Below are 22,927 nucleotides of genomic sequence, written 5' to 3' on the forward strand. Positions count from 1 at the left end.
GATGAAAGCCTTGGTTATCCGCAGCCCGCATCATATGCAGCTAGAGGAGATGGAGGCCCAGCCGTTAGGGCCTCATGATGTTCGAGTTCGGTCCAAGGCTGTCGGCATCTGCGGGACGGATCTCGAAATCTATGAAGGACAGATTTCCTCCGATTTCGTGAAGTATCCCGTTGTGCCTGGACATGAATGGAGCGGAATGGTCGTAGAATGCGGCTCCGAGGTGACAAGCGTAAGACCGGGGGACAGAGTCATTGCCGAAGGCTTATTGTCATGCGGCAGCTGCGCCTACTGCAGAGAAGGCCGGACGAATCTCTGCCATCAATATGATCAGCTTGGCTTCACCCGCCCTGGCGGCGGGGCGGAGCTGGTCATTGTACCTGCAAGGGCCGTCCATCGCATTCCGAATGAGGTCTCCTATGAAGCAGCGGTCTTAATCGAACCGGCTGCGACGGTGCTTCGCGGCATTATGAAGACGCCGCTTCAACCAGGTGTGAAAGCGGTTATTATTGGTCCCGGTACGCTTGGCTTGTTGACTGTACAGCTGTTGAAGGCGTTCGGAGTGGATGCCATCTGTCTGATTGGACGGAGAAATGAGCAGCTGGAGCTGGGGAGAGCGATCGGCGCTTCCCATTTCGTCAATAGCCGCATCATGGACGTGCACGCCGCTATTCAAGTATGGACAGAAGGACAAGGCGCTGACCTCATTGTCGAGACATCTGGCAGTGAAGAGGCGGTCAGGCTCAGTATGGAGCTGGCGCGCAGCGGAGGCCATATTGTGCTGACTGGCATCGCTGGAACAGGCAAGAAGCTGGTCGTGGAGAGCGATTATATGATGCTGAGAGATTTGACTGTGCATGGCATATTCTCTTATACGACCAAGTCCTGGCATCAAGCGCTGAGACTGCTGGAAGCCCGCAAGCTGGAGCTGGAGGCGCTTATTACGCATCGCTTCTCTATCGACCAATACGAGGAGGCCTTTGAAGCGCTGCGGAACAAGACGAAGCCAACAGTCAAAATCGTCATGCTTCATGATGGAGAGGAGCTGTCACCATGATTCTGGGTACTGCAGACGAGGTGAGAGCTTACCTCTTGCATGCAGAGTGGCTGGCCGATGGCGAGCCGTGTGCCATTACCGAGCTGAGCGGAGGCGTAAGCTGCCAGGTATGGAAGATTGTAACGAGCAAAGGACGCTGGGTGTTAAAGCAAGCGCTTCCGCAGCTGAAGGTGAAGTCGGAATGGTTCTCCGATGTAGCTAGAATCGAGCGGGAGCAGGTGGCGATGCTTGCCCTATACCCGCTGCTGGATGCCGGACAAGTCCCAGCTATCGTCTATCAGGATGAGAATGCGTATTTATATATGATGGCCTGCGCGCCTGAAGGAGCGGTAACCTGGAAGTCACAGCTGCAGGAGGGACAATTCCACACCGCGACAGCGGAGGCTGTCGGAGGGATGCTGCGGAGACTGCATGTAGCCAGCCGAGCCCTTCCGGGCGAGAGTGTGGATTCACTCCGCGACCTGAAGTACTTCCAGGAGCTGCGCGTCGATCCGTTCCATAATGAATTGGCCAGGAAGTATCCTGAGCTGATTCTCCCTATTGAGGACTTGAAGCGAGAGGTGACGGAGGTCGGCCATTGCTTCGTGCACGGCGACTTCTCACCCAAAAACATTCTAGTTGCGGGCCATCATGAGGTCATTTTGCTGGATTATGAGGTCGGGCATTGGGGCAATTCGGTGTTCGATCTGGCCTTCTGCATCGGCCATCTCGTGCTGAAGGGAATAGCCTATGGACGCGAGGAGGCCGCGCAGCGCTGTATTGAAGCGTTCCTTAGAGGTTACGGCGCTGTCCCTCCAGGACTCATGAAGCATCTGGGCCTTATGCTGCTGGCTAGGATAGATGGCAAATCGCCAGTGGAATACATTACGGATGCCGCAATGAAGGAGCGTGTACGTCGGTTGGGCAAGCAATGGTTGTTAGGCGCGTGCAAGGAGCAGGCAAGAGAGGCAATTGCGGAAGGATTGGGAGTGAGGGGCGGCCATGGCCAAAATTAAACACGTAATTGGGAGAGAAATACTGGATTCACGGGGATACCCTACCGTAGAGGTGGATGTTGTCCTGGAGAGCGGACATCGCGGGCGTATGATGGTCCCGTCGGGCGCATCGACAGGCAAATTCGAAGCATGGGAGCTGCGGGACGGCGAGCCTACACGCTTCCAGGGCAAGGGTGTGCGGAAGGCCGTTGACCATATCAATCATGAGCTGTCTAAGGCTGTTGCAGGTGTCGAGGCGGGAGAACATCATACCCTGGATCAGCTTCTGATTGAGTTTGACGGCACGCCTAACAAGTCGAGAGTGGGGGCCAATGCGATTCTTGGCGTATCCTTTGCGGCGGCTGATGCCCAAGCGGCGGCGGAAGGCTTGCCCTTGTATCGCTATTTCGCCAATCGGTTTCTCGCTGAGGGAGATACGCCCGTTCTGCCGCTGCCTATGGTCAATATAATTAGCGGTGGTCTGCATGCCGGAGGCCATATAGATATTCAGGATTTCCTCATTATGCCGGTAGGCGCTGCCTCCTATCCGGAGGCGCTGGAGATGATTTCGTTGGTGTACTTCCGGACGCAGCGCTTATTGGCCGCCAAGGGCTATCAATCCCGTCTGCTCGCGGATGAGGGGGGCTTCGGTCCTGCTCTGGGCAGCCATGAAGAGGCGCTGGATATTTTGTGCGAGGCGATTGAGGCATGCGGCTACAAGCTTCGGGATGATATGGCGATCGCATTAGATGTCGCAGCCTCCCATTTCTACGATGAGGATAAGGGCATATATCGACTGGGCGCGGATCATCGGATGCTGCAGTCCGACGAAATGGCAGCCCTGCTGGAGACATGGGTAGACAGATACCCCATCGTCTCGATTGAGGATGGATTAGCCGAAGAGGACTGGAGCGGCTGGGTGAAGCTTACGGAACGTCTGGGTCATAAGGTCCAACTGGTGGGCGATGATCTGTTCACCACCAACCGGGAGCGCATTCAGAGAGGGCTTCTGGAGAAGGCGGGCAACGCTGTGCTTATCAAAATGAACCAAATCGGAACGTTAACGGAGACGGTAGAGGCGATCAGGCTGGCCAAGTCAGCGGGCATGTTGACCGTTATATCCGCCCGATCCGGCGAGACCGAGGATTATACGCTCGCGGATCTTGCAGTAGGCCTGAACGGCGGCCAGATTAAGATCGGCTCAGTAGCCGGCTCCTCTAGGCTCGCCAAATATAATCAACTGCTTCGTATACATGAGGATATCGGCAGTCATTATGCGGGAAGGGCCGCATTCCAAGGGAGGTTCGCACGATGAAGATAACGGATATAGAGCTGTTCCAGATTGAGCCCAGATGGCTGTTTGTGAAGATCAGCACGGATACAGGCTTTGAGGGCTGGGGGGAGCCTATTCTGGAGGGAAGGGCCTCCACCACCAAAGCGGCGGTGGAGGAGCTGAAGGATTATCTGATAGGGAAGGATCCGCTGAAGATCGAGGATCACTTCCAGGTGATGTACCGCGGCGGCTTCTACCGAGGCGGTCCCATCCTTATGAGCGCGATCTCCGGTATCGAGCAGGCTCTGTGGGATATCAAGGGCAAATACTACAACGCGCCGATCTACGATCTTCTTGGCGGCTCGGTACGCGACAAGATTAAGGTATACGCCTGGATTGGCGGAGACCGGCCAAGCGATGTGAGCAATCATGCCCTGATGCAGGTTGCTCTGGGCTTCAAGGCGCTGAAGATGAACGCCACGGAAGAGCTTCATTATATAGACGATTACCGGAAGATTGATCAGGCTGTAGAACGGATGCAAGCTGTGCGGTCTGCGGTCGGTCCGGATGTTGGCATTGCGGTTGACTTCCACGGCAGAGTGCATAAGACGATGGCCAAGATTCTTGTGAAAGAGCTGGAGCCGTTCAGACCGATGTTCATTGAGGAGCCTGTGCTGCCGGAGCATAACGAAGCGCTGAGAGACATTGCCAGAATGACGAATACGCCGATTGCGACGGGCGAGCGCATGTATACGCGCTGGGGCTTCAAGCAGCTGCTGCAGGAGGGTTATGTGGATATTATCCAGCCGGATCTCTCTCATGCCGGCGGTATTCTGGAGACAAAGAAGATCGCGGCTATGGCGGAAGCATACGATGTCAGTCTTGCGCCCCATTGCCCGCTTGGACCGATTGCTCTGGCCTCCTGCTTCCAGGTCGACAATTGCACGCCGAACTTCATTATTCAGGAGCAAGGGTTAGGCATTCATTATAATCAAGGCAGCGATGTGCTCGGCTACCTGAAGGATCCCGATGTATTCCAATATGAAGCGGGTTATGTGCGTATGTCCGGCAAGCCGGGTCTCGGCATTGAAATCAATGAAGCAGCTGTCAGAGAAGCGGCCAAGAAGGGGCATAATTGGCATTCCCCTATCTGGCGCAATGAAGATGGCTCCTACGCGGAATGGTAGACAACAAGGACTGGAGGGGGAAACTATGGGGGGAACAATGCGTGCATTAGTGTACGAAGGTCCTCGTCAGCTGGAGCTTCGTACCATGGAGATTCCCCGGCCCGGGGAACAGGAGGTGCTTGTGCGTGTTCACTGGGCGGGCATATGCGGCTCAGAGCTAAGCGGCTATCTGGGACATAACTCGCTCCGCAAGCCTCCGCTTGTGATGGGGCATGAGTTTGCGGGAGTGATCCACCAGGTTGGCAGCCGAGTGGAGGGGCTTCAGTCCGGTGATCGGGTGACAGCCAATCCTCTGATCTCCTGCGGGAGCTGTATGGAGTGCCGCAGCGGGCGGGCGAACCTATGTCCGCAGCGCAGCCTTGTAGGAGCAGGCAGGCCTGGGGCGTTCGCGGAATATGCCGTTGTACCTGCCGGGAATATCCACCTGCTACCTGAAGCCGTGTCATTAGACGCTGCCGCGCTTGCGGAGCCGCTTGCCTGTGCGGTTCGTATTGCCCGCCTGGCCGCGCTTGAGCCATCGGACAGTCTGTTCATTGCCGGCGCTGGTCCTATTGGCCTGCTTGTGCTCCGGGCTGCGCAGAGGTATGGGGTGAAGCATACCGTGGTTATGGATGTGAATGCGGAGAGGCTTGGCATAGTCAGGGCAATGGGAGGACTTGCTGTCTCCTGTGAGGAGGAGCTGGCCCGAGTGACACCGGCGCGAGGCTTCGACAAGTGTGTGGATGCTGTCGGCATCGATGCCACCAGGCAGCAATGTATGGGTATTGCCAGACCGGGCGGCAGAGTGGTGTTCTCCGGCCTTCATGCGGCAGACAGCGCTCTGCCCGTCAATACCGCTATTCGCAACGAGCTCACGATGCTGGGCTCCTTCGGCTACAATCCAATCGACTTTCAAATTGCGCTCAAGTGGATTGAAGAGAGCGGCACAGGGCTGGAGACATGGACCGTGCATGAGCCGCTGGAGAACGGGAAAGCATGCTTCGACAAGCTGCTGAGCGGTCCAGGCGCCGTAGCCAAAATATTGTTAGAGCTAGGCTAACGGAAGGTGGGTCAATAGATGAAACCTAATTTTGTTGTATTTGTTGTGGATCAGATGCAAGCTCGCACGATGTCTCTGCATGGCCATCAGGACGTGCGGACGCCGAATTTAGATCAGCTGGGTCTAGAAGGGGTGTCCTTCACCAGAGCCTACTGCAACAATCCCGTATGTATGCCTTCGCGCGCGACCCTGTTGACGGGACTTACTCCCCGCCAGCATGGCTGCTTGACTAATGGCAACGCTGTCCCTGAAGGGCTGCCTACACTGCCGAGGGTGCTCGCCGAGGCCGGATATCGGACACATGCCGTAGGCAAGCTTCATCATCAGCCAATCGGCTCTGTCAGCATGGGCGAGGAGATGGCTTTCTCATGGGAGAGCAGAGCGCGTTGGGAGGCTGGAGAGATTACAGCACTGCCAAGCGATTATTACGGCTACCAGACGACGGAGCATGTTGGCGGGCATGTCGATTGCTTTGGCGATTATTTGACATGGCTGGAGCAGGAGCTGCCGGGAGGAAGGGAGCGATTGCTGCGGGCGGGAGCCTATGAGAAAAATAGCCTGTACGAGCAGCATTGGAAGATCGATCTGCCTGAAGAGCTGCATTACAACCGGTGGATCGCTCGCCGCTCAGCGGCTTTCCTGGAAGGGCTTGGGCAAGAGGAACCCTTCTATCTCTGGTGCTCCTTCCCAGATCCGCATCATCCCTTCGCAGCCTGCCGTCCTTATAGCGAGATGTATGATCCGCAGTCGCTGACGCTGCCGGAGGGGTGGAATGATGAAGCGGATTCTATAGATTGGCTGAAGGGTCTAAGAGCCGTTCATCCCGGGCACTCGCAGTTTGATGAAGCCACTCTGCGTGACATATTAGCGCAAACCTATGGCATGATCACACATGTGGACAGCTGTATAGGGGACGTGGTGGACAAGCTGAAGGAATGTGGACTCTATGAGAACACCATTCTTGTCTTCATGGCGGATCATGGAGAATATTTGGGCTCCCATCGGCTGCTGACCAAGGCAGAGTGGCCTTGGGAGGAGCTCCTGAATGTTCCCTATATCTGGAGAGCTCCCCGCGCTGCCGCGCAGGGCGTCTATCGTGAGCGCGTCGTCAGCCTGCTGGACTTCGTGCCGACGATTCTGGACTTTGCCGGTATAGATCAGGCTGTCATGGATACGCGCGGCATCTACAGCGCGCCGCCGCTAGGCTTGCCGGGCCGCAGTCTGCGCGCTGCCGTTGAAGAGGGCAAGGAGCTGCCTCCCCGTCCGGCGCTTGTGGAATACGATGAGGATTGGTATGCGCCCGAGACGACTCGAATGCGCACGCTTGTCGCGGAGCAATATAAGTTAACGGTGTTTATCAATTCCGATGAGGGGCTGCTGTTTGATCTGGCCGCAGATCCTCGCGAGCATAACAATTTATGGAATGATCATGCATATGCTCAGGTTCGTTACAAGCTGACAGAGCAGCTTCTGCGGGAGCTGATTCGAACCGATCGCTTCGATACGCTTCGGATAACGGGAGCGTAAGGAGCTGTCTTGGGCTGTCTGGAAGAGTGGTGCCCCCACTTTTCTGGACAGCCTCTTTTTTGTTCCACTTTAAAAAAGGTATTGACGGGAATTGCTGGCAAACCTATAATAAAAACGAAACGAGTTTCGATTAACACTTATTAATTATTAATAATGAATGATTGTTTCAAAAACTCTATTTTCTTTATCGGTGTTGTAAACGTTTGCAAGAGAAGGGTGGGTATGGACTTATCGCAGGATAAATACAGAAAAAGGAGTGCTTGTTGTGGAAAATGTGAATGAAGTCCGGCAGCTGGACGTACCCGACATCAAGCGCGGGACGCCATTGAAGCAAAGGGCCTCAAGGCTGCTGAAGAGCTACCAGCTATATTTGTTTGTGCTTCCCGCTGTTTTGTATTACGTGCTCTTTCATTACGTGCCGTTATACGGCATTCAAATCGCCTTCAAGAACTTCCTGGCCTTCAAGGGCATTGCGGGCAGTCCATGGGTGGGTCTGGAGCATTTTGAACGTTTTTTCCGGTCCTTCGAATTTACCAAAATTATTCTGAACACGATCAAGCTTAGCGTCCTGCAGCTCGTTGTAGGCTTTCCGGCTCCGATCATACTCGCGCTGATGCTGAATCAGCTCATGCACAAGAGGTTCAAGAAGTTTGTGCAAACCGTCATTTATGCGCCTCACTTTATTTCAACGGTCGTAATTGCGGGCATGCTGTTTTTATTCCTGTCGCCGGATACGGGCATGGTCAATAAGCTCATCGGATTGTTTGGCGGCGAGCCGGTATTTTTTATGGGGGATCCCGACTGGTTCAGACCCGTATATGTGCTGTCGGAGATTTGGCAGAACACAGGTTGGGGCACCATCATATATTTGGCAGCGCTTACGACGATTAGTCCCGAGCTGCATGAATCGGCGGTTGTGGATGGCGCAAACAAATTTCAGCGGATTCTGCATATCGATATCCCCGGCATTATGCCAACGGCCGTTATTCTGCTTATTCTGAGCACGGGCAATATTATGAGTCTCGGCTTCGAGAAGGTCTACCTGCTGCAAACGCCGCTTAACCTGCCCTCATCGGAGATTATTTCCACCTATGTGTACAAGACGGGCTTGGTTGGCGCACAATACAGCTTCTCAACCGCTGTAGGATTGTTTAACTCTATTATCAATTTCATCATTCTCATCACAGTTAACCAAATTGCCAAAAAAGCTTCCAATACATCGTTATGGTAAGAAGCGGGGAGGTTCGATATGTTTAAACGCAGTCTAGCAGACATCTGGTTCGATCGCGTAAATATGCTGTTGATAGTGACCGGACTGGCCATCATTGTCTATCCCCTCTACTTCGTGGTGCTGGCCTCTGTGACAGACCCTGGGGCTGTTCAGACGACCCTGTTCTGGCCGGAGAAGTTCAGTCTGGAGGGTTACAAGAAGATACTGGACAGCGACAACCTGTGGGTGGGCTACAAAAACTCTTTTGTATACGCAATCTTAGGAACCATTATCAATTTATGTCTAACTCTTCCCGCAGCCTACGCCCTGTCGCGGAAGGATATGAAGGGCCGCAGTACGATTATGCTCTTTATTACGTTCACGATGTTCTTCAGCGGTGGACTTATACCTACTTACTTGACGGTCAAGGAGCTTGGCCTGCTTGACTCGGTCTGGGCGATGGTCATACCCAACGCGGTTGGCGCATGGAATCTCATCATTGCTCGAACGTTCTTCCAGTCCACGATTCCGGATGAGCTACTGGAGGCGGCGAAGATAGACGGCTGCTCTGATGCCAAGTTTTTTTGGAAAATGGTGCTTCCCCTGTCTCAGGCGCTTATTGCGATTATGGTATTGTTCTACGGCGTTGCGCATTGGAATTCCTATTTCAACGCTTTGATCTACCTGCGGGATCAGGAGCTGTTCCCCCTGCAGCTCGTGCTTCGATCCATTCTGATCGAGAATCAGATTAGCAACGACATGATGACGGACCTGTCCTCCATGGGGGACCAGCTCCGAGCGGCGGAGCTGATCAAATACGGCATGATTATTATTGCGGCGCTCCCGCTGCTCATTCTGTATCCTTTCTTGCAGAACTATTTTGTCAAAGGCGTCATGATCGGAAGCATCAAGGGGTAATGGATGCGGCCGTCATTACGGATGGGAGGTGCATGCCGGGTATCTTTGTTGGTTTGCTGCATCTCATGTAAGCGCATACGAATACAACAATAGGAGGTCATCGATTTGAACATTCGAAGAAAAAAAATGCTGGTATCCTTTCTTTCAGTCATGATGAGCGTTTCTGTTCTAAGTGCTTGTGCAGGAAACAACAATGATGGTGTGGAGCCCTCCAAGGAGCCGAATCAAACGGAAGCGTCGCAGACGCCCGAAGCAACGGGTGAAGGAGGGGAGCAAGGTGTATTCCCGATAGCGGAGAAGGTGACGCTCGAGATGGTAACCTGTAAGCACCCTAACAATGGGCCGTTCGAGGAAATGGATTTCTTCAAGCAATATGAAGAGAAAACCAATGTGCAGATTGAATGGACAGATATTGAATTTGCGCAATGCGAGGAGCAGCGCAACCTGATTCTGGCCAGCGGCGAGCTGCCGGATGCCTTCTATGGCACACTTGCGCTGACAGGCAATGACGTCATTAACTATGGCGGCCAAGGCATGCTGGTTCCCCTGGAGCAATACATCACGAAGGAAACGATGCCCAATCTGACGGCGTTGATTGAACAGAATCCGAAGTACAAGGCGATGCTGACAGCACCGGATGGCCATATCTATTCGCTGCCGAGCATCCGCGAGCTGATGCTGTGGCTCTCTCCCGACATGATGTACCTGAACAAGGAATGGCTGGACAAGCTGGAGCTTGCCGTGCCGACAACAACAGATGAGCTGCGCACCGTTCTGGAAGCTTTTAAGACGAAGGATCCTAACGGCAATGGCAAAAATGACGAAATTCCGTTCTCCTTCCTGTGGGACTTCGCGAACTATAACGTAATGGGCATCGGCTCATTGTTCGGCACCTTCGGAAGAGCGGATTCCGCCAACCATATTTTCGTTGAGGACGGCAAGGTGGTATTCTCCGCCAAGGAGCCGGAGTATAAGGAAGCGATTCAATATTACCACTCCTACTTCAAGGATGGGCTGTTCGATAAGGAAAGTCTGGCGCAGGACCGCAATCAGCTGGTAGGCAAGGGCAGCGGTACAGAGCAGCGTCTGGGCGGCTTCTTCTCCTGGAACGCCTTCTCGGTTGTTGGCGTAGACAATGATCCGAAGTATGTGGTGGTTCCAGCTCTGAAAGGACCAAACGGCGATCAAGTGTGGAGAAAGTCTTTGAATAATAATCAAGGCGTGAATCCTTTTGCATTCTCGATGACAGCCGCTAACAAGCATCCAGAGCTTACGATGCAGTGGATTGACTTGTCCTACGCAACGGATACGTCGATCGAAGCAGGCTGGGGACCAATTGGAACAACATTGGAAGACAAAGGCGGAACCTTGACGCTCAAGGAAGCGCCGGCTGGCATGACAACGGACGAATATGTATTCAAGACGGCGCCAGTTGAAGCTCCTTATGCTATTTTAGAAAATACGTATGGAACTCGTCTTGCGATGGCTGACAAGGATAAAGTGAAGACAGATGGCATTAAAGAGAATTATTTGCCTTATATGACATCGGAGACCTTTCCTGGCGTATTGTTCACGGCTGAGGAGTCTCAAAAAATTAAAGTGCTGGATACCGACATTAACAGCTACGTGAACCAAACAAGCGCCAAGTGGCTGCTTCAAGGTGGAGTAGACGGCGAATGGGACAAATATCTGGCCGATCTGGAAAAAATGAAGATTGACGAGTTGATCAACATTTATCAAACGGCGTACGACCGCTTTAAGAGTGCCCAACAATAATCGCAAACAACTGAGAGCTTTCCCTGGTATCCTTGGTCCCGGGGGAAGCTCTCCACTTTCACCACACGAATAGAAGGGATGGTGCATCAATTTTGAAAACGTATTCAAAAATTAAACAATGGTTGACCGTCTTTTTGAGTGCGGCCGTACTGACCGTATCTTGTCTCACAGGTGCAGGGGGGTTAGTTATGCAGATGAGGCAAGCGACGAGCTTCCTGTAAATATTCGAACGGACAAGGCAGATTTCGATACGATACCAGCCGTTGCCGAGCATTACAAAAATAAGTTCGGCAATAATGCGGTAGCGTATTTCAACAGCATTAACGGCGAGAGCCGCGTTCAGCGCATTAACTTTCTGCAATATCCTGATGGACAGTATTTGCAGGTTAATGGTGAAGTAACGCTTGATATTCCTGCTATGAACGCAAAAATATGGCGTCTGTTCGGCGATGTGCGTTTCGAGGGCTCCGTTGCGCAGACGATGAAGCTTTATGTCATTGATCCTGAAGGCGTCGAAACGGAATGGACCGTATTCCAGAACGGTGGCTGGAATGACCGTATAACCGGGCTGTATACGAACTATACGAAGATGGGCTTCCAGGAATCCAATCCTACGGAGGGGATCACCCATCCTTGGCTGATTAAGGATACGAACGGCGATATTATCTACGAAGGCTACAAGATGAAAATCGTCGGTAATGGCACGCTTCGCAGTGTTTATCACTGGGAAGAAGAAGGCGTTCCATTGGAGTTTGATACTTCCGCATGGAGCGTTCTTGGAGGAGACAAGGCTATACTGGACGTCTCCGTCGATATAGATGCGCTGACCAATCTAAGCATGGACGGCGTGAACAAGCTGCCCGAGGAAGTGTTCAAGCGTTATCATGTGAACAGCGGTCCCATCGGCTTAGAGCAAGCCGGGGGCGAATTTACGGTGCTGGACGAGGCGTATCACAGAACGACTCATGATTACGGCTTTACTCCCGGTCGCGGCGCTTTTCATTACACACTGATGACCAGTTGGGCGGGTCTCAAGGAGGATTCGACGCGCCCTGGATATGCCGACTTTACCGCGACGAACCAGGTTTATGCCAAGAGTCAGCCTGCCATAGATAAGTTCGAAGGTCTGTATCCCTCTATTGGCAAGGATTATATGCTGACGCTGGATGGCTGGCCGAGGTGGATGTGGGAGGACCCTGATTCCGGGCAATCGGAGCACTTTGGCACACCGTCCCGCGCCAACTTCGATGCGGCGGCTGATGCGTCAGCCAAGCTGATCAAGAGCATCGATACCAGATTTGACGGGCTGGGTCCCAAATATGTGGAGGTTAAAAACGAGTCAACGATTCCGCAGGAATGGTGGTTCTTCCAATCGGAGCCGGAGCAAGCGTGGAATTACTTGTCGGAGTTCCACAACAAGGTGGCTGAAGAGGTAAAGGCTTTGAATCCGGATGTGCTGGTCGGCGGACCGTCAAGCGCGTTCATGTATCTGGAGAAAAATGATTTCAATGAAGCGCGAGCGCAGCTGAAATTTATGGATGACACAAAGGATTCACTGGATTGGTATTCGCATCACTTCTATGAAAATGCCAATCTGTTCATTCATGACAGAGAAAACAATTCGGATGGCTTCCTGAGTGGACGAATGGAAGCCGTGCTTGACCTGCTCAATGCACATATGGTGAATACAGATAATGTGAAGCCGATCTATATTACAGAAGAAGGCACTTATAATACGGCGGGAAGCGACGCGGACTACTTCCAGAAGCTGGTCGCATATAACGGCTATATGCTCCGTTTTATGAATTACGCCGATACGATTGGTATGCTGGTACCTTATTTGTACCCTATTATTAACTGGCGTCCCAACTCCAATGATACGTTCTACAAATATAATGAGGCACAGAATGGATTATTGGAAGAAATGACGCCAATGGAAGCTTATCTGGATATGTGGAAGGATTACCGCGGCGCGTTCCTTCCGGCTGAAGCGGATCAAGAGCGTGTCTTCACAAATGCGGTTCGCTACAATGACAAGGTATATGTCGCTGTTCACAATCTGAACTCGCAGCGTGTTAACCTGGATCTGAATGTGTTCGCGGGCGACGCCGATATTGCAGGCGTAACGCGCAAACATTTTTTCCTGGAGAAGGGCAAGCTGACCTATGAGGAAGAGAATGTCACGGATCTGGACAATGTGTACATGCGCGTTCAGGAAATGAGCGTATTCGAGATTACGCTGGATTCCAATCCGGCGTTCACCAAAACGTGGGAGAGAGAATTTGCATATGCGCCTCAGGAGCTTGTGCCGACGAGCGTAAACGCGCCGGCCTCATTTACGGTTCAAGCAAGGCCTGCGAATCTCGCGAAAGCGACTCTCCGTATTGGCTTCGGCAAGACGGGAAGCGGGTTTGCAGAGGATATGCAAGTGGTTGTCAATTCGGGTGATACGGCCAATATGCAGAGCTTCAGCAAGGATCTGGCCTACACGAACAAGCCTGGCAATCTGCTGACCTTTGCGGAATTTGAGCTGGATGCCAGCAAGCTTCTGGCGAGCAATACCATTGAAATATTGCTCCCGGATGAAGATGGATATATCACAAGCGTACAAATCATCGAGTACCACGAGCAGTCGGCTCCGACAGGCGTCGCTACAAGTGCGCTTGCTGGTCCTATTGCGGACGCTAAGTCGAAGCTTGCGTCGACTATCATTTCGTCCACAGGCAATGAGGTTGAGCCAGGCAAGAGCTGGGTGAAAAAGCAGTACCTAGACACGCTCAATATTGAAGTAACCAAAGCGGAGATTGTTGCACAGGATGCCTTGGCGACAAATGCTGAAGTGACAGAAGCTTTGGCAGACCTAGCCAAGGCGGCTGGTATATTTGATCAATATACAAAAACAAAATCGTCGCCTACCGGCAGTCGAGGGGCCCAATTCTCCTTCGAGGACGGAGAAGCGGCAGCCTATACCCACAATGTAGACGCTGTGACGGTATCGACAGGCGCGCAAGGCGCAACGGACGGCAGCAAGGCGCTTCAAGCGGAGTTTACGACCTTCACTTCTTACGCGTGGGATACGACGGGAACCTACTCAGGCAGCCTTGATTTTACGGCGCCGGAGGAGGGCTGGAGCCTGGGAGCTGCTCCATTCACCTTCGATGTCACGAATCTAAGGGGCTACACGACACAGCTGCGAGTAGAAATTACGGATACCTCTGATGTGAGAGGCACCTATTATTTTACGCTTGGGGCAGATGCTTCCCGCAGCATCAGCATTGCCGATTTTGGCGTTGCCGGAGGCACCTGGCTCGGCGACGGCAATTTCCCGAGAAGCGCAGCAATTGACACGGAGAATATTAAAAATATTCGATTGTATGTCTTTTCTCCAACGGCTGCATCGGTTACGAATGCAGCGCTGGCCTTTGACAAGATAGTCATTGGCAGTGCACCGGATCCCGGGCCAGACCCTGTTAATCCGAATGGTCTATTCGTATCCTTCGAGGACCAGGAAGAGATTCCTTATTCGTACAATAATCAGGCCATTACCGCTTCCAGATCGGAGCAGGGAGCGACACATGGCAGCAAGGCGCTCCAAGCGGAGTTTACTACCTTCACAGCATTCGATTGGGATACGAGCGGCAAATATTCCGGCAGCATAGACTTCACTGCGCCGGAGGAGGGCTGGAGCCTGGGCAGCAAGCCGCTTCAATTGGATGTTGCGAATCTCGTGAGCACAGGAGCCCAGCTTCGCGTGGAGGTTGCCGATGTTCAGGGGAATAGAGGCATTTATTATTTTGCCATAGCGCCCAATCAAGCACGAACGCTTACGATATCCCAATTTGGCGTCTCTGCGGCCAGCTGGCTGGCAGACGGCTATTTCGCAAGAACGGCGGCAATTGACACCACTAAGCTGAAATCTATTCGCTTGTATGTATTTGAGCCTACAGCTGTAACCGTGGGACATGCGAAGCTTGCTATCGATAATATGATGATAGGCAGCGGGCCGGTCCAGCCAACAGATGAGCAGCTGGCAGCTGATGCGGCCGATACGTTGTCGGCAGCCTCGTTAACATTCGCGGAGGGAGACACAGCGCAAGCCGTAACAGGAGCTATTGTATTGCCGTCTGCTGGCCTGCATGGAGCAACCGTGGCATGGGCTTCCAGCCATCCTGCGACAGTGGCGGCTAACGGGACGGTGGTTCGACCTCAGCATGGAAGCGGGAATCAGGTTGTGACGCTGACTGCTACTGTTACTATTGGAGCGGCAAGCGCAACCAAGGCCATTACAGTAACTGTGCTGGAGCAGGCTGCGACTCCGTCTCCGCCTCCGCCAATCATTCATGTGCCAGGTCCAACAGCTCCGCCTGCAGCGAGCACTGAGGTTCTCGTGAATGGCAAGAAGCTGGACAAAATAGCAAGCGAGGTTACCGCGACCGAGGCGGGGCGCAAGGTGACAACGATTACGGTCGACCAGCAGCTGCTTAAGAATAGTCTGAGCACTATAACGAATAACGCTGTTCTTACCATTCCTGACGAGAGCGGCTCCCCTGTTGTGAATGGCAAGCTTAATGGGGCAATCGTTAAGGATCTGCAGCAGAAAAATGTGGTGCTTGAGCTTCGAACAGCCGCTAACTCCTATAAGCTTCCTCTTGAGGAGCTTCAAATGGATCATATGATCAAGGAGCTTGGCTCTGATGTGTCGCTGGAGGACCTGATTATCAATGTAAGAATCAGTCAAGCCGATGAAGAAACCCGGAAGGCGCTGGAGCAGTCGGCTGAGCAAGATGGATTTACGGTAGTGGCCGCTCCTGTAGAGTTCCATATTACCTACACTTACAAGGATCAGACAAAAGAAATTAGCACATTCAACTCCTTCGTGGAAAGAACGATTCTTATTCCGGAAGGCGTGGATCCCAATGAGATCACCACGGGGGTAGTAGTGGAAGAGGATGGAAGCGTTAGAGGGATACCAACTAAAGTGGTGGGACAGAATGGCAGCTATTATGCTGTGTTGAATAGCTTGACGAACAGCACCTACGCGGTGATCTGGAATCCTGTGGCTTTCCAGGATGTATCCGGTCATTGGGCGGAGCAGGCTGTAAATGACTTAGGCTCCAGATTAATCATAGCTGGGGTTGACGGCAACCGCTTTGAGCCGGATCGCTCCATCACCCGCGCCGAGTTTACCGCGATTCTGGTAAGAGCTCTGGGACTTCAGGCAGAGGCAGGAGAGTCTGCGTATTCCGATGTTGCCCAAGGCAGCTGGTATGAAGCCTATCTCAATACGGCGACAGATTATGGCTTGATTAACGGCTATGACAATGGTGAATTCAGGCCTCATGCTCTCATCACGCGTGAACAGGTTATGAGCATCATGGAACGAGCTATGGCGCTCACGGGACTTGATTCTGCAGCCGAGATGATAGAAGCGGATGAGCTGTTGTCCAGCTTCATGGATGGCTCAGAGGCGGCAGCCTACGCCAAGAGCGGTATCGCAGCCAGCATCAAGGCAGGTCTCGTGCTGGGCAGAAGCGAGCAAGTGCTTGCTCCGAAAGCAGCTATCACAAGAGCGGAAGTCGCGGAGGTTGTTAGTAGACTTCTGGAGCAATCTAACTTAATCTAATCAATAGAGGTTGTTTAAAAAGTCCAATTTTGATCACGAAGTATACAGGGAAGTCTATTCGACATCGAATATGGAACGCAAGCGAAACTTCCGGTGCTCACGTAGCTCCACTACGTTCCGCTCCTCAGTTTCTACTTTCGTTCCATCTTCTCGGTGCTGAAAACCGAACTTTTTGAACTTAGATTACTATTTGAACTTAGATTATTAGTGAGTTATTTTTTGGAGAGACCTCTTTATGGAGGTCTCTTGCATGTTAGGAAGAGATTAGGAAGAGAGGGAGAGGAAGTATGAATCCATTTGAGGTTATTTGTAAAGTCCAGGATGGGTATTCGCTTGTCGAGCTGCGGGATACAGAGCGTGGAGATTGTGCGCAGCTTGTGCCGGAGATTGGCGGGAATCTGATTCGGTTTCATTCATCTGGGCGAGAGCTGTTAGCTGCGCCGGGCTCTATTCATGATTTGAGAGGGAATGAATTCATGTACGGCACCCCCTGTTATTCCCGCCAAATCGCGTGCAAGGCGGAAGCTTTACCTTCAAGGGAAGACCTTACCAGCTGCCTATCAATGAGCAGCCGGACCGCCATCTGCATGGCGAGCTGGCGCGAAGAAGCTGGGAGGCCGTGGAATGGGGAGGAACGGAAGAACAAGGGGCTTATGTTGTGCTTCGGTTTCGGTATTCCGATCATGAGGATATGCTGGCGTACTTCCCGCATCCTCTCATATTCAACGTGACGATCTCCTTGCTAGGTGGACGTCTTCGACTGGACGGCGTCATCGTCAATGAGGGAGAGGACGAGGCCCCGTTCGCCTTCGGCCTTCATCCTTACTTCAATCTGCCGGGCGGACAAGCTCTGTTGCAAGCTCCGGCAGTCAAGGAATGGCCAATCTCAACCTTTACCTTCATTGAAGGTGTCCCAGCTAATACCGAACGCGCGGGTGAGCTGCGCGAGGGGCTTTCGCTGGATCGTATAGCTCCTCTTGGCTCAGCTATGGTGCAACTTCAGGAGTGTGAGGAGCGTGTCTGTCGGCTGCGGATGATAGAAGAAGGCTATACGATCGCCTATTCCATTGGGAACACCTTCCCCTATCTGCTTATCTTCCGTCCCAATTGGTCAGAGTCGATCTGCCTGGAGCCATACTCCTGTCTGACTGACGCCTTCAATCTGTCTTATCCCCCGGAGATGACGGGAGCAAGAGGCATTGCTCCTGGCGAGCGTGTGACGTTCGAGACTTGTATGTGGGTGGAGGAGTCATCTTAAACTCTTGGCTTGAAGCTCTCGCGTTCCACTAGCCAATGCTGCAGGATAATGTCTTCATCAATGATCAAATCAGGATGGACAATTAACTCGTGAATATATTCAACCGATTTCCTGCCAAGCTCGTCCATAGGCTGCTGCATGGAGGTTATGGACGGACGAACAATCTCAGCAACCGCACTGCCGTCGAAGCCGATAATGGAGATGTCATCAGGAACGCGTAGACCGTGATCTAGAGCGCCATTAAGCACCCCAACCGCCATATCATCCGTAGCGGCAAAGATAACAGTCGGCTATACTAGCGGGTACAAGCCAGGCTTGTTCGGCATTCCGAATATTCGTGAAATCAAGAATGATATAAATCCTAAAGTAACCAGCTTTTTCACGACTAATACCAAAGGACGATTCGGCATTTCGGCAATGGATTTTATTACGAGCGACCATGCTTCTAAATTATAGCAACCAATTTTTAGCGCTTGATGCTTAGATTTATGAGTGGCCTCTACATGGAGGCCTCTTTCACATTTATTTCTGATGACAAAAAACTCCGTTGTCCAATAGTAGTAGTTATCCTGCTATTACTAGTCGAAAATGTTAATTATGGATCCCTGTTGATTCCTTTACAATGAATGACATGAACTAAGAAATGGGGTGATACCATTCGAGTAAGCGCTTTCTAATAATGAGATGAATGGAGTGATGACAATGGCAAAGGTTTTAAAGGGCAAGATCGTCTTCTTGCTTTTTATTATGGTAATAATCACTGCTCCTGTCAGCTACGGCGTTCAATCCTCTCAGGCGGCGGTATCGTGGCCGGCTTCCGATCCCAGCAATACGGGAGGCTGGAGTGTAAACGAGACGTTTAGCGATGAATTTAACGGTTCGTCACTAAATACTTCGAAATGGTTAAATAAGCATACGTATTGGAGTGGACGCAATCCTTCTCAGTTCGATCCTTCGAACGTCTGGGTAAGTAATGGTACAGCAAAGCTTCGAACGAAAAATGAAAACCTAATAAAAAATGGAAGCTTTGAAAAAGGCAATCTGTCCAATTGGTCTGCTTGGGGTTCAGGTGCGAAATCAGCATCTGTCTCAGCCAAATACCGCGACCTATATGGGGTGGTCATTAATGGTCAAGGTGCTGTTCAGCAGATTATTACTGGACTGCAAGCCTAATACGACCTACAAGCTTTCGGCGTGGTTAAAAAAAGGATCGGGCAGCAAAGTGAATGTAGGCGTTAAAAATTATGGAAGCACAGAAAAGCTGAAGGAAGTAACCAGTTCAAGCTGGACGTTGGGTACTGTGGAGTTCACGACGGGCTCAACAAATACCAGTGCTGAGGTGTACGTATATAACGCCGGAGGCAGCGGTATTGTATATGGAGATGAAGTAGCAGTTGTCCGAAAGGTAAATGCAGCATCTGGGGAGACGATGCTCAACGATAATTATATTACATCGGCGGTTATCCAGTCCAAGACAAAAGCGCCTTACGGTTATTATGAGGTAAGGATGAAAGCGGCAGACGCTTCGCATACAAGCTCCTTCTGGCTGCAGGGTAATTATTCGGAGATTGATGTAGTTGAAGCGGTAGGGAATTCAACGAGGAACACTCATAAGGATACAATCATGCCCACTAACACTCATGATTTCCGCAATGGTTGGGCTAATGATATTGCAGATCCATTCGACTATCAAACGAACGTTAGGCTTGCAGCTAATTATCATATCTATGGTGTGGAGTGGAGCCAAACACAGATTAAATGGTATTTCGATGGTCAATTGATTCGTACAAAGCCTCATTCATTTATGCACGAGAATCAATATATTTTTTTGGATACTGAAATATTTGAATGGGACGGACTTCCGGGAGACAGCTTGAATTCCCTATTCGAGGTGGATTACATTCGTGCCTGGCACAAATAACTGTGGGAAGGAAAAATTTATATGAATAAAAGGGGCAATGCATCGGTTCATTCCCTTATCCTTGTTGTAGTCACTCTAAGCTTATTGGGAATGCCTGCTTCTCAGGCTGAAGCGGAGGAGACGAGCAGGGTGAATGCGTTTGAGAATGGGAGCTTTGAATCGGGCCAGCTGCCTGTCCGATATTCCAAATGGGGAAGTGGTTCGGCAACTGTTATGACGGAGTATGCCTATACCGGAACCTACGCGCTTGTGTATTCTGGTCAAGGCGCGATTGAATTTCCGGTGTCTGGTCTACAATCCAATACTGAATACAAGGTAGCTGTGTATGCCAAGCTGGGGACTAGCGCTGGAGCCACTCTTGGGGTTAAGGAGCACAACGGTGCTGAGGAGAGCTATATCCCTATTCAAGGGACAACATACGGCTTATACGAAGTGAGCTTCCAGACAGGCGCTGTAGAAACTTCCGCAAAGGTCTATCTGTATAACGAAAGCGGTTCCGGTACAGTCTACGCCGATGACTTTGAGCTGCTGGTTGAAGTACTGCCGCCTCCGGTCATTAACGAGAATATAGTTGATAATTCCATCTATCCGTTATCCGATTCGGACAATGTCCGAAGCTGGAAGTACAGCCTGGATTATTCCGATGAATTCGGGGGCGCAGCTCTAGACACGAATAAATGGAACGATCATCATACGTACTGGTTAGGCAGGCAGCCCTCGATCTTCTCGCCGCGCAACATCAGGCAAGAGAACGGTCAATTAATATTGACAGCCAAATATGAAACGATACCTGAGATGGCGGAAGCCAATGCGAAGCTTGGCCCCAATAGCCCGCAGTATGAGAAATACACGACTGCTGCTGTCCAGTCCAAAACAAAAACGGGCTATGGATACTATGAAATTAAAGCAAAAGCCGCACCTGTCTCGATTACGAGCTCCTTCTGGTTGCAGGGCAACGAGACGGAAATAGATGTGTATGAAACGGTAGGACGATCAACCGTCAATCCAGACAGCGGATATGAAATGCCTATGAATACACATTATTACGCTGGAGGGGACTGGACCAAGGATATCTCTAACCCTGGCGTCTACCATTCAAAGGATGATCTGACGGCAGATTTCCATGTGTACGGGCTAGATTGGAATGCCAAGTGGATCCGTTTCTATTATGATGGCGTATTGGTTCGTGAAATTCGGAATGATGTTTTCCACGAGAATCAATATATATTTATGGATATGGAAACGTTTACGTGGGCGGGACTCCCGTCGGAAGCGTCCATGGCGAGTCCAAACGGAGAATATGTCATCGAATATGTGAGGGTCTGGCGGTCTAACGAGCCCGTGTCGGATGAGCCGGAGATGGAGCTGCCGCCGGTTAAGGAAGCGGAAGCGCTTCGCGGCACACCTGCGCTGAACGCTTCAAGTCCAGATCCGTTGTGGAGCCAAGCGAAGGAAATCGGTTCTTTGCGTGTGAAAGGCGGGAGCACCTCGATCACAGCAATCGCGAAGACACTGTGGGATGATCGCTTTCTGTATATACGAACGGAAGTGAAGGACGCCGATCTTACGGGAACCGAACCCAACGAGACGTACAAGAACGATTCCGTTGAAGTGTATGTGGATGGCGGCAATGAGAAAGCCAAGCCCTATGACGGGAACGATATCAAGTGGAATGTGGATTACATGGGCCGCAGCTCCGGCATCAACGTACCTGAAGGCGCTCAACAATCTGTTCATCGGACCAATGATGGTTACGTTGTAGAGATGGCTGTCCCGTGGATGTCCATCGTTAGGCCAGCGGGCTCAACGATCGGTTTTGATATACAAGTGAATGATGCGAGACAGCCCTCCGGGGTGAGACAAGGATATTTGGGCTGGAACGATCCGCTTGATCAAGTATGGCAGAACATGGGGATGACGGGTGATTTGAAGCTAAGCTCAGTCGCGGCAAATGTGCCGCCGGTATATACCTATGTGCCGTCTCCCGTTCCAGATCTAGTCAAGTTGACCATGAACGGACAGTTGATCTCAGGTGGAACGGTTGTGAAATCCCTGATTGAAGGTCAATCGGCAGCAACAGTCTATCCCGACCGAAAGGGATTATTGAAGGTCTTGAATTCACTTGATGAAAAGGCGGTTGTATCAATCGAGGTCAACGAAAGCGCAGATATTGTGATTGGGCAATTTGATGGTTCATTGTTAACCGCTTTGGCCGACAAGCAAGCGATCCTTGCTTTCGAAACAAATATGGCAAGCTATAGGCTGCCTGTTCGGCAAGTCATCGCATCAGAGAGCTGGAAATCCATCCTTGAGCAGTCGGACTCGGGAGATATAGACCTGGCTGAGGTTCAGGTGCAGCTGCGGATTGGGAAGCCGACAGAGGAAGAGAAACGAAGGGTCGTAATTGCAACGGATGCTCAGTCTTTAAAGTCGATCGGTGAGCCCATCTCATTTGTCATTCAAGTGATGTATGGCACCCAAGTCATTGAGCTTACATCCTTCGACGCCTATGTAGAGCGAATCATGCCATTGCCGAGTGGGCTTGATCCGGCGCAAGTAGCTACTGCCGTCGTTGTGGAGCCGGATGGCAGCGTCCGTCATGTGCCCACGTGCATGGTATCCCTGGAAGGGAAGTGGCATGCTAGCATCAGAAGCTTGACCAACAGTATGTATACACTTGTCGGGCATGAAGTACGACTGCTCGATATCAAGCAATCCGGGGCTGAAGAAATCATTCGCAGGCTTGCCGCTCGAACGATTGTAAGAGGGCTGCCGGATGGAACGTTCCGACCGGAAGGGCAGATTACCCGCGCTGAATTTACCGCTATGCTGGTGCGGGCGCTTGGACTGAGACTGGAGTCGAACCAACAGCCGTTCAAGGATGTCAGTGCATCCAGCTGGTATGGCGCTTACGTCAGTACGGCTCATGAGCATCAATTGATTCGAGGCTATGGGGATCATACGTTCAGACCGATGCAAGTCTTGACCATAGAAGAAGGACTTGAAATGCTGGACAATGCCATCAAGCTGACGGGCGTGGCTGCCCCTAAGACCCAGCCGCCTCTCCAAGATGACGCTCCCGTCTACTTAACCCGAGAAGAGAGCGCGCTCTGGATCCATTGGCTTCTGTCTAAGTATGTGTTAGAAGTCGATATTTGAACATTGCA

At 51.6% G+C, this 22,927-nt stretch carries 15 protein-coding genes; 14 read left to right on the forward strand and 1 reads right to left on the reverse strand.

From position 1 onward, the window contains the following. The first annotated feature begins 1 nt into the window (after position 1). The 11 genes from P0X86_RS05285 to P0X86_RS05335 all read left to right on the forward strand — a co-directional run bounded on the left by P0X86_RS05285 (position 2) and on the right by P0X86_RS05335 (position 17,839). On the forward strand, positions 2-1,054 hold the full coding sequence (locus tag P0X86_RS05285) for a zinc-dependent alcohol dehydrogenase (protein WP_153783625.1): 1,053 nt from the start codon (positions 2-4) through the stop codon (positions 1,052-1,054). Further along, positions 1,051-2,049 (forward strand): aminoglycoside phosphotransferase family protein, encoded by a 999-nt coding sequence (locus P0X86_RS05290; protein WP_153783624.1) that lies wholly within the window; start codon positions 1,051-1,053, stop codon positions 2,047-2,049. The genes P0X86_RS05285 and P0X86_RS05290 overlap by 4 nt, the downstream gene beginning before the upstream one ends. After that, positions 2,036-3,343 (forward strand): phosphopyruvate hydratase, encoded by a 1,308-nt coding sequence (gene eno / locus P0X86_RS05295; RefSeq protein WP_277747977.1) that lies wholly within the window; start codon positions 2,036-2,038, stop codon positions 3,341-3,343. The genes P0X86_RS05290 and eno overlap by 14 nt, the downstream gene beginning before the upstream one ends. Next, complete coding sequence (dgoD, locus tag P0X86_RS05300; RefSeq protein ID WP_277747978.1) at positions 3,340-4,488, forward strand: galactonate dehydratase; 1,149 nt, start codon at positions 3,340-3,342, stop codon at positions 4,486-4,488. The genes eno and dgoD overlap by 4 nt, the downstream gene beginning before the upstream one ends. 25 nt (positions 4,489-4,513) lie before the next feature. Then, complete coding sequence (locus tag P0X86_RS05305; RefSeq protein ID WP_277747979.1) at positions 4,514-5,527, forward strand: zinc-dependent alcohol dehydrogenase; 1,014 nt, start codon at positions 4,514-4,516, stop codon at positions 5,525-5,527. Positions 5,528-5,545: 18 nt separating this feature from the next. Continuing rightward, positions 5,546-7,054: a sulfatase family protein gene (locus P0X86_RS05310; RefSeq protein WP_153783621.1), complete on the forward strand. Its 1,509-nt coding sequence runs from the start codon at positions 5,546-5,548 to the stop codon at positions 7,052-7,054. 292 nt (positions 7,055-7,346) lie between these two features. Further along, positions 7,347-8,285, forward strand: coding sequence for an ABC transporter permease (locus P0X86_RS05315; protein ID WP_306812850.1), 939 nt, complete (start codon positions 7,347-7,349; stop codon positions 8,283-8,285). 18 nt (positions 8,286-8,303) lie between these two features. Next, positions 8,304-9,182, forward strand: a complete 879-nt coding sequence (locus P0X86_RS05320) for a carbohydrate ABC transporter permease (protein ID WP_277747980.1) — start codon at positions 8,304-8,306, stop codon at positions 9,180-9,182. A gap of 105 nt (positions 9,183-9,287) precedes the next feature. Further along, positions 9,288-10,958, forward strand: coding sequence for an extracellular solute-binding protein (locus P0X86_RS05325; RefSeq protein WP_277747981.1), 1,671 nt, complete (start codon positions 9,288-9,290; stop codon positions 10,956-10,958). A 118-nt stretch (positions 10,959-11,076) separates the two neighbouring features. Next, on the forward strand, positions 11,077-16,581 hold the full coding sequence (locus P0X86_RS05330; protein ID WP_277747982.1) for an S-layer homology domain-containing protein: 5,505 nt from the start codon (positions 11,077-11,079) through the stop codon (positions 16,579-16,581). 511 nt (positions 16,582-17,092) lie between these two features. After that, a complete protein-coding gene (locus tag P0X86_RS05335; protein ID WP_481858276.1) occupies positions 17,093-17,839 on the forward strand; it encodes an aldose epimerase family protein in 747 nt (248 codons plus the stop codon). Here P0X86_RS05335 and P0X86_RS05340 read toward each other — a convergent pair. Further along, a complete protein-coding gene (locus tag P0X86_RS05340; protein ID WP_475447865.1) occupies positions 17,836-18,099 on the reverse strand; it encodes a substrate-binding domain-containing protein in 264 nt (87 codons plus the stop codon). The two genes, P0X86_RS05335 and P0X86_RS05340, sit on opposite strands and share 4 nt — an antisense overlap. A 442-nt stretch (positions 18,100-18,541) precedes the next feature. On the opposite strand from P0X86_RS05340, the gene P0X86_RS05345 reads away from it, so the two are divergent. From P0X86_RS05345 to P0X86_RS05355, 3 genes are all read left to right on the forward strand, one after another. Next, entirely contained in the window at positions 18,542-19,012 is a 471-nt protein-coding gene (locus tag P0X86_RS05345) for a carbohydrate binding domain-containing protein (RefSeq protein ID WP_277747983.1), read from the forward strand. After that, complete coding sequence (locus tag P0X86_RS05350) at positions 18,966-19,760, forward strand: family 16 glycosylhydrolase (RefSeq protein ID WP_277747984.1); 795 nt, start codon at positions 18,966-18,968, stop codon at positions 19,758-19,760. Before P0X86_RS05345 ends, P0X86_RS05350 begins: the two co-directional genes overlap by 47 nt. A 129-nt stretch (positions 19,761-19,889) precedes the next feature. Beyond that, positions 19,890-22,919 carry a sugar-binding protein gene (locus P0X86_RS05355; RefSeq protein ID WP_277747985.1) on the forward strand — a complete coding sequence of 1,010 codons (3,030 nt, stop codon included), beginning with the start codon at positions 19,890-19,892 and terminating at the stop codon, positions 22,917-22,919. Positions 22,920-22,927 lie beyond the last annotated feature (8 nt).

This window comes from Paenibacillus sp. BR1-192 (assembly GCF_029542445.1).
GTDB lineage: Bacteria > Bacillota > Bacilli > Paenibacillales > Paenibacillaceae > Paenibacillus_AQ > Paenibacillus_AQ lautus_A.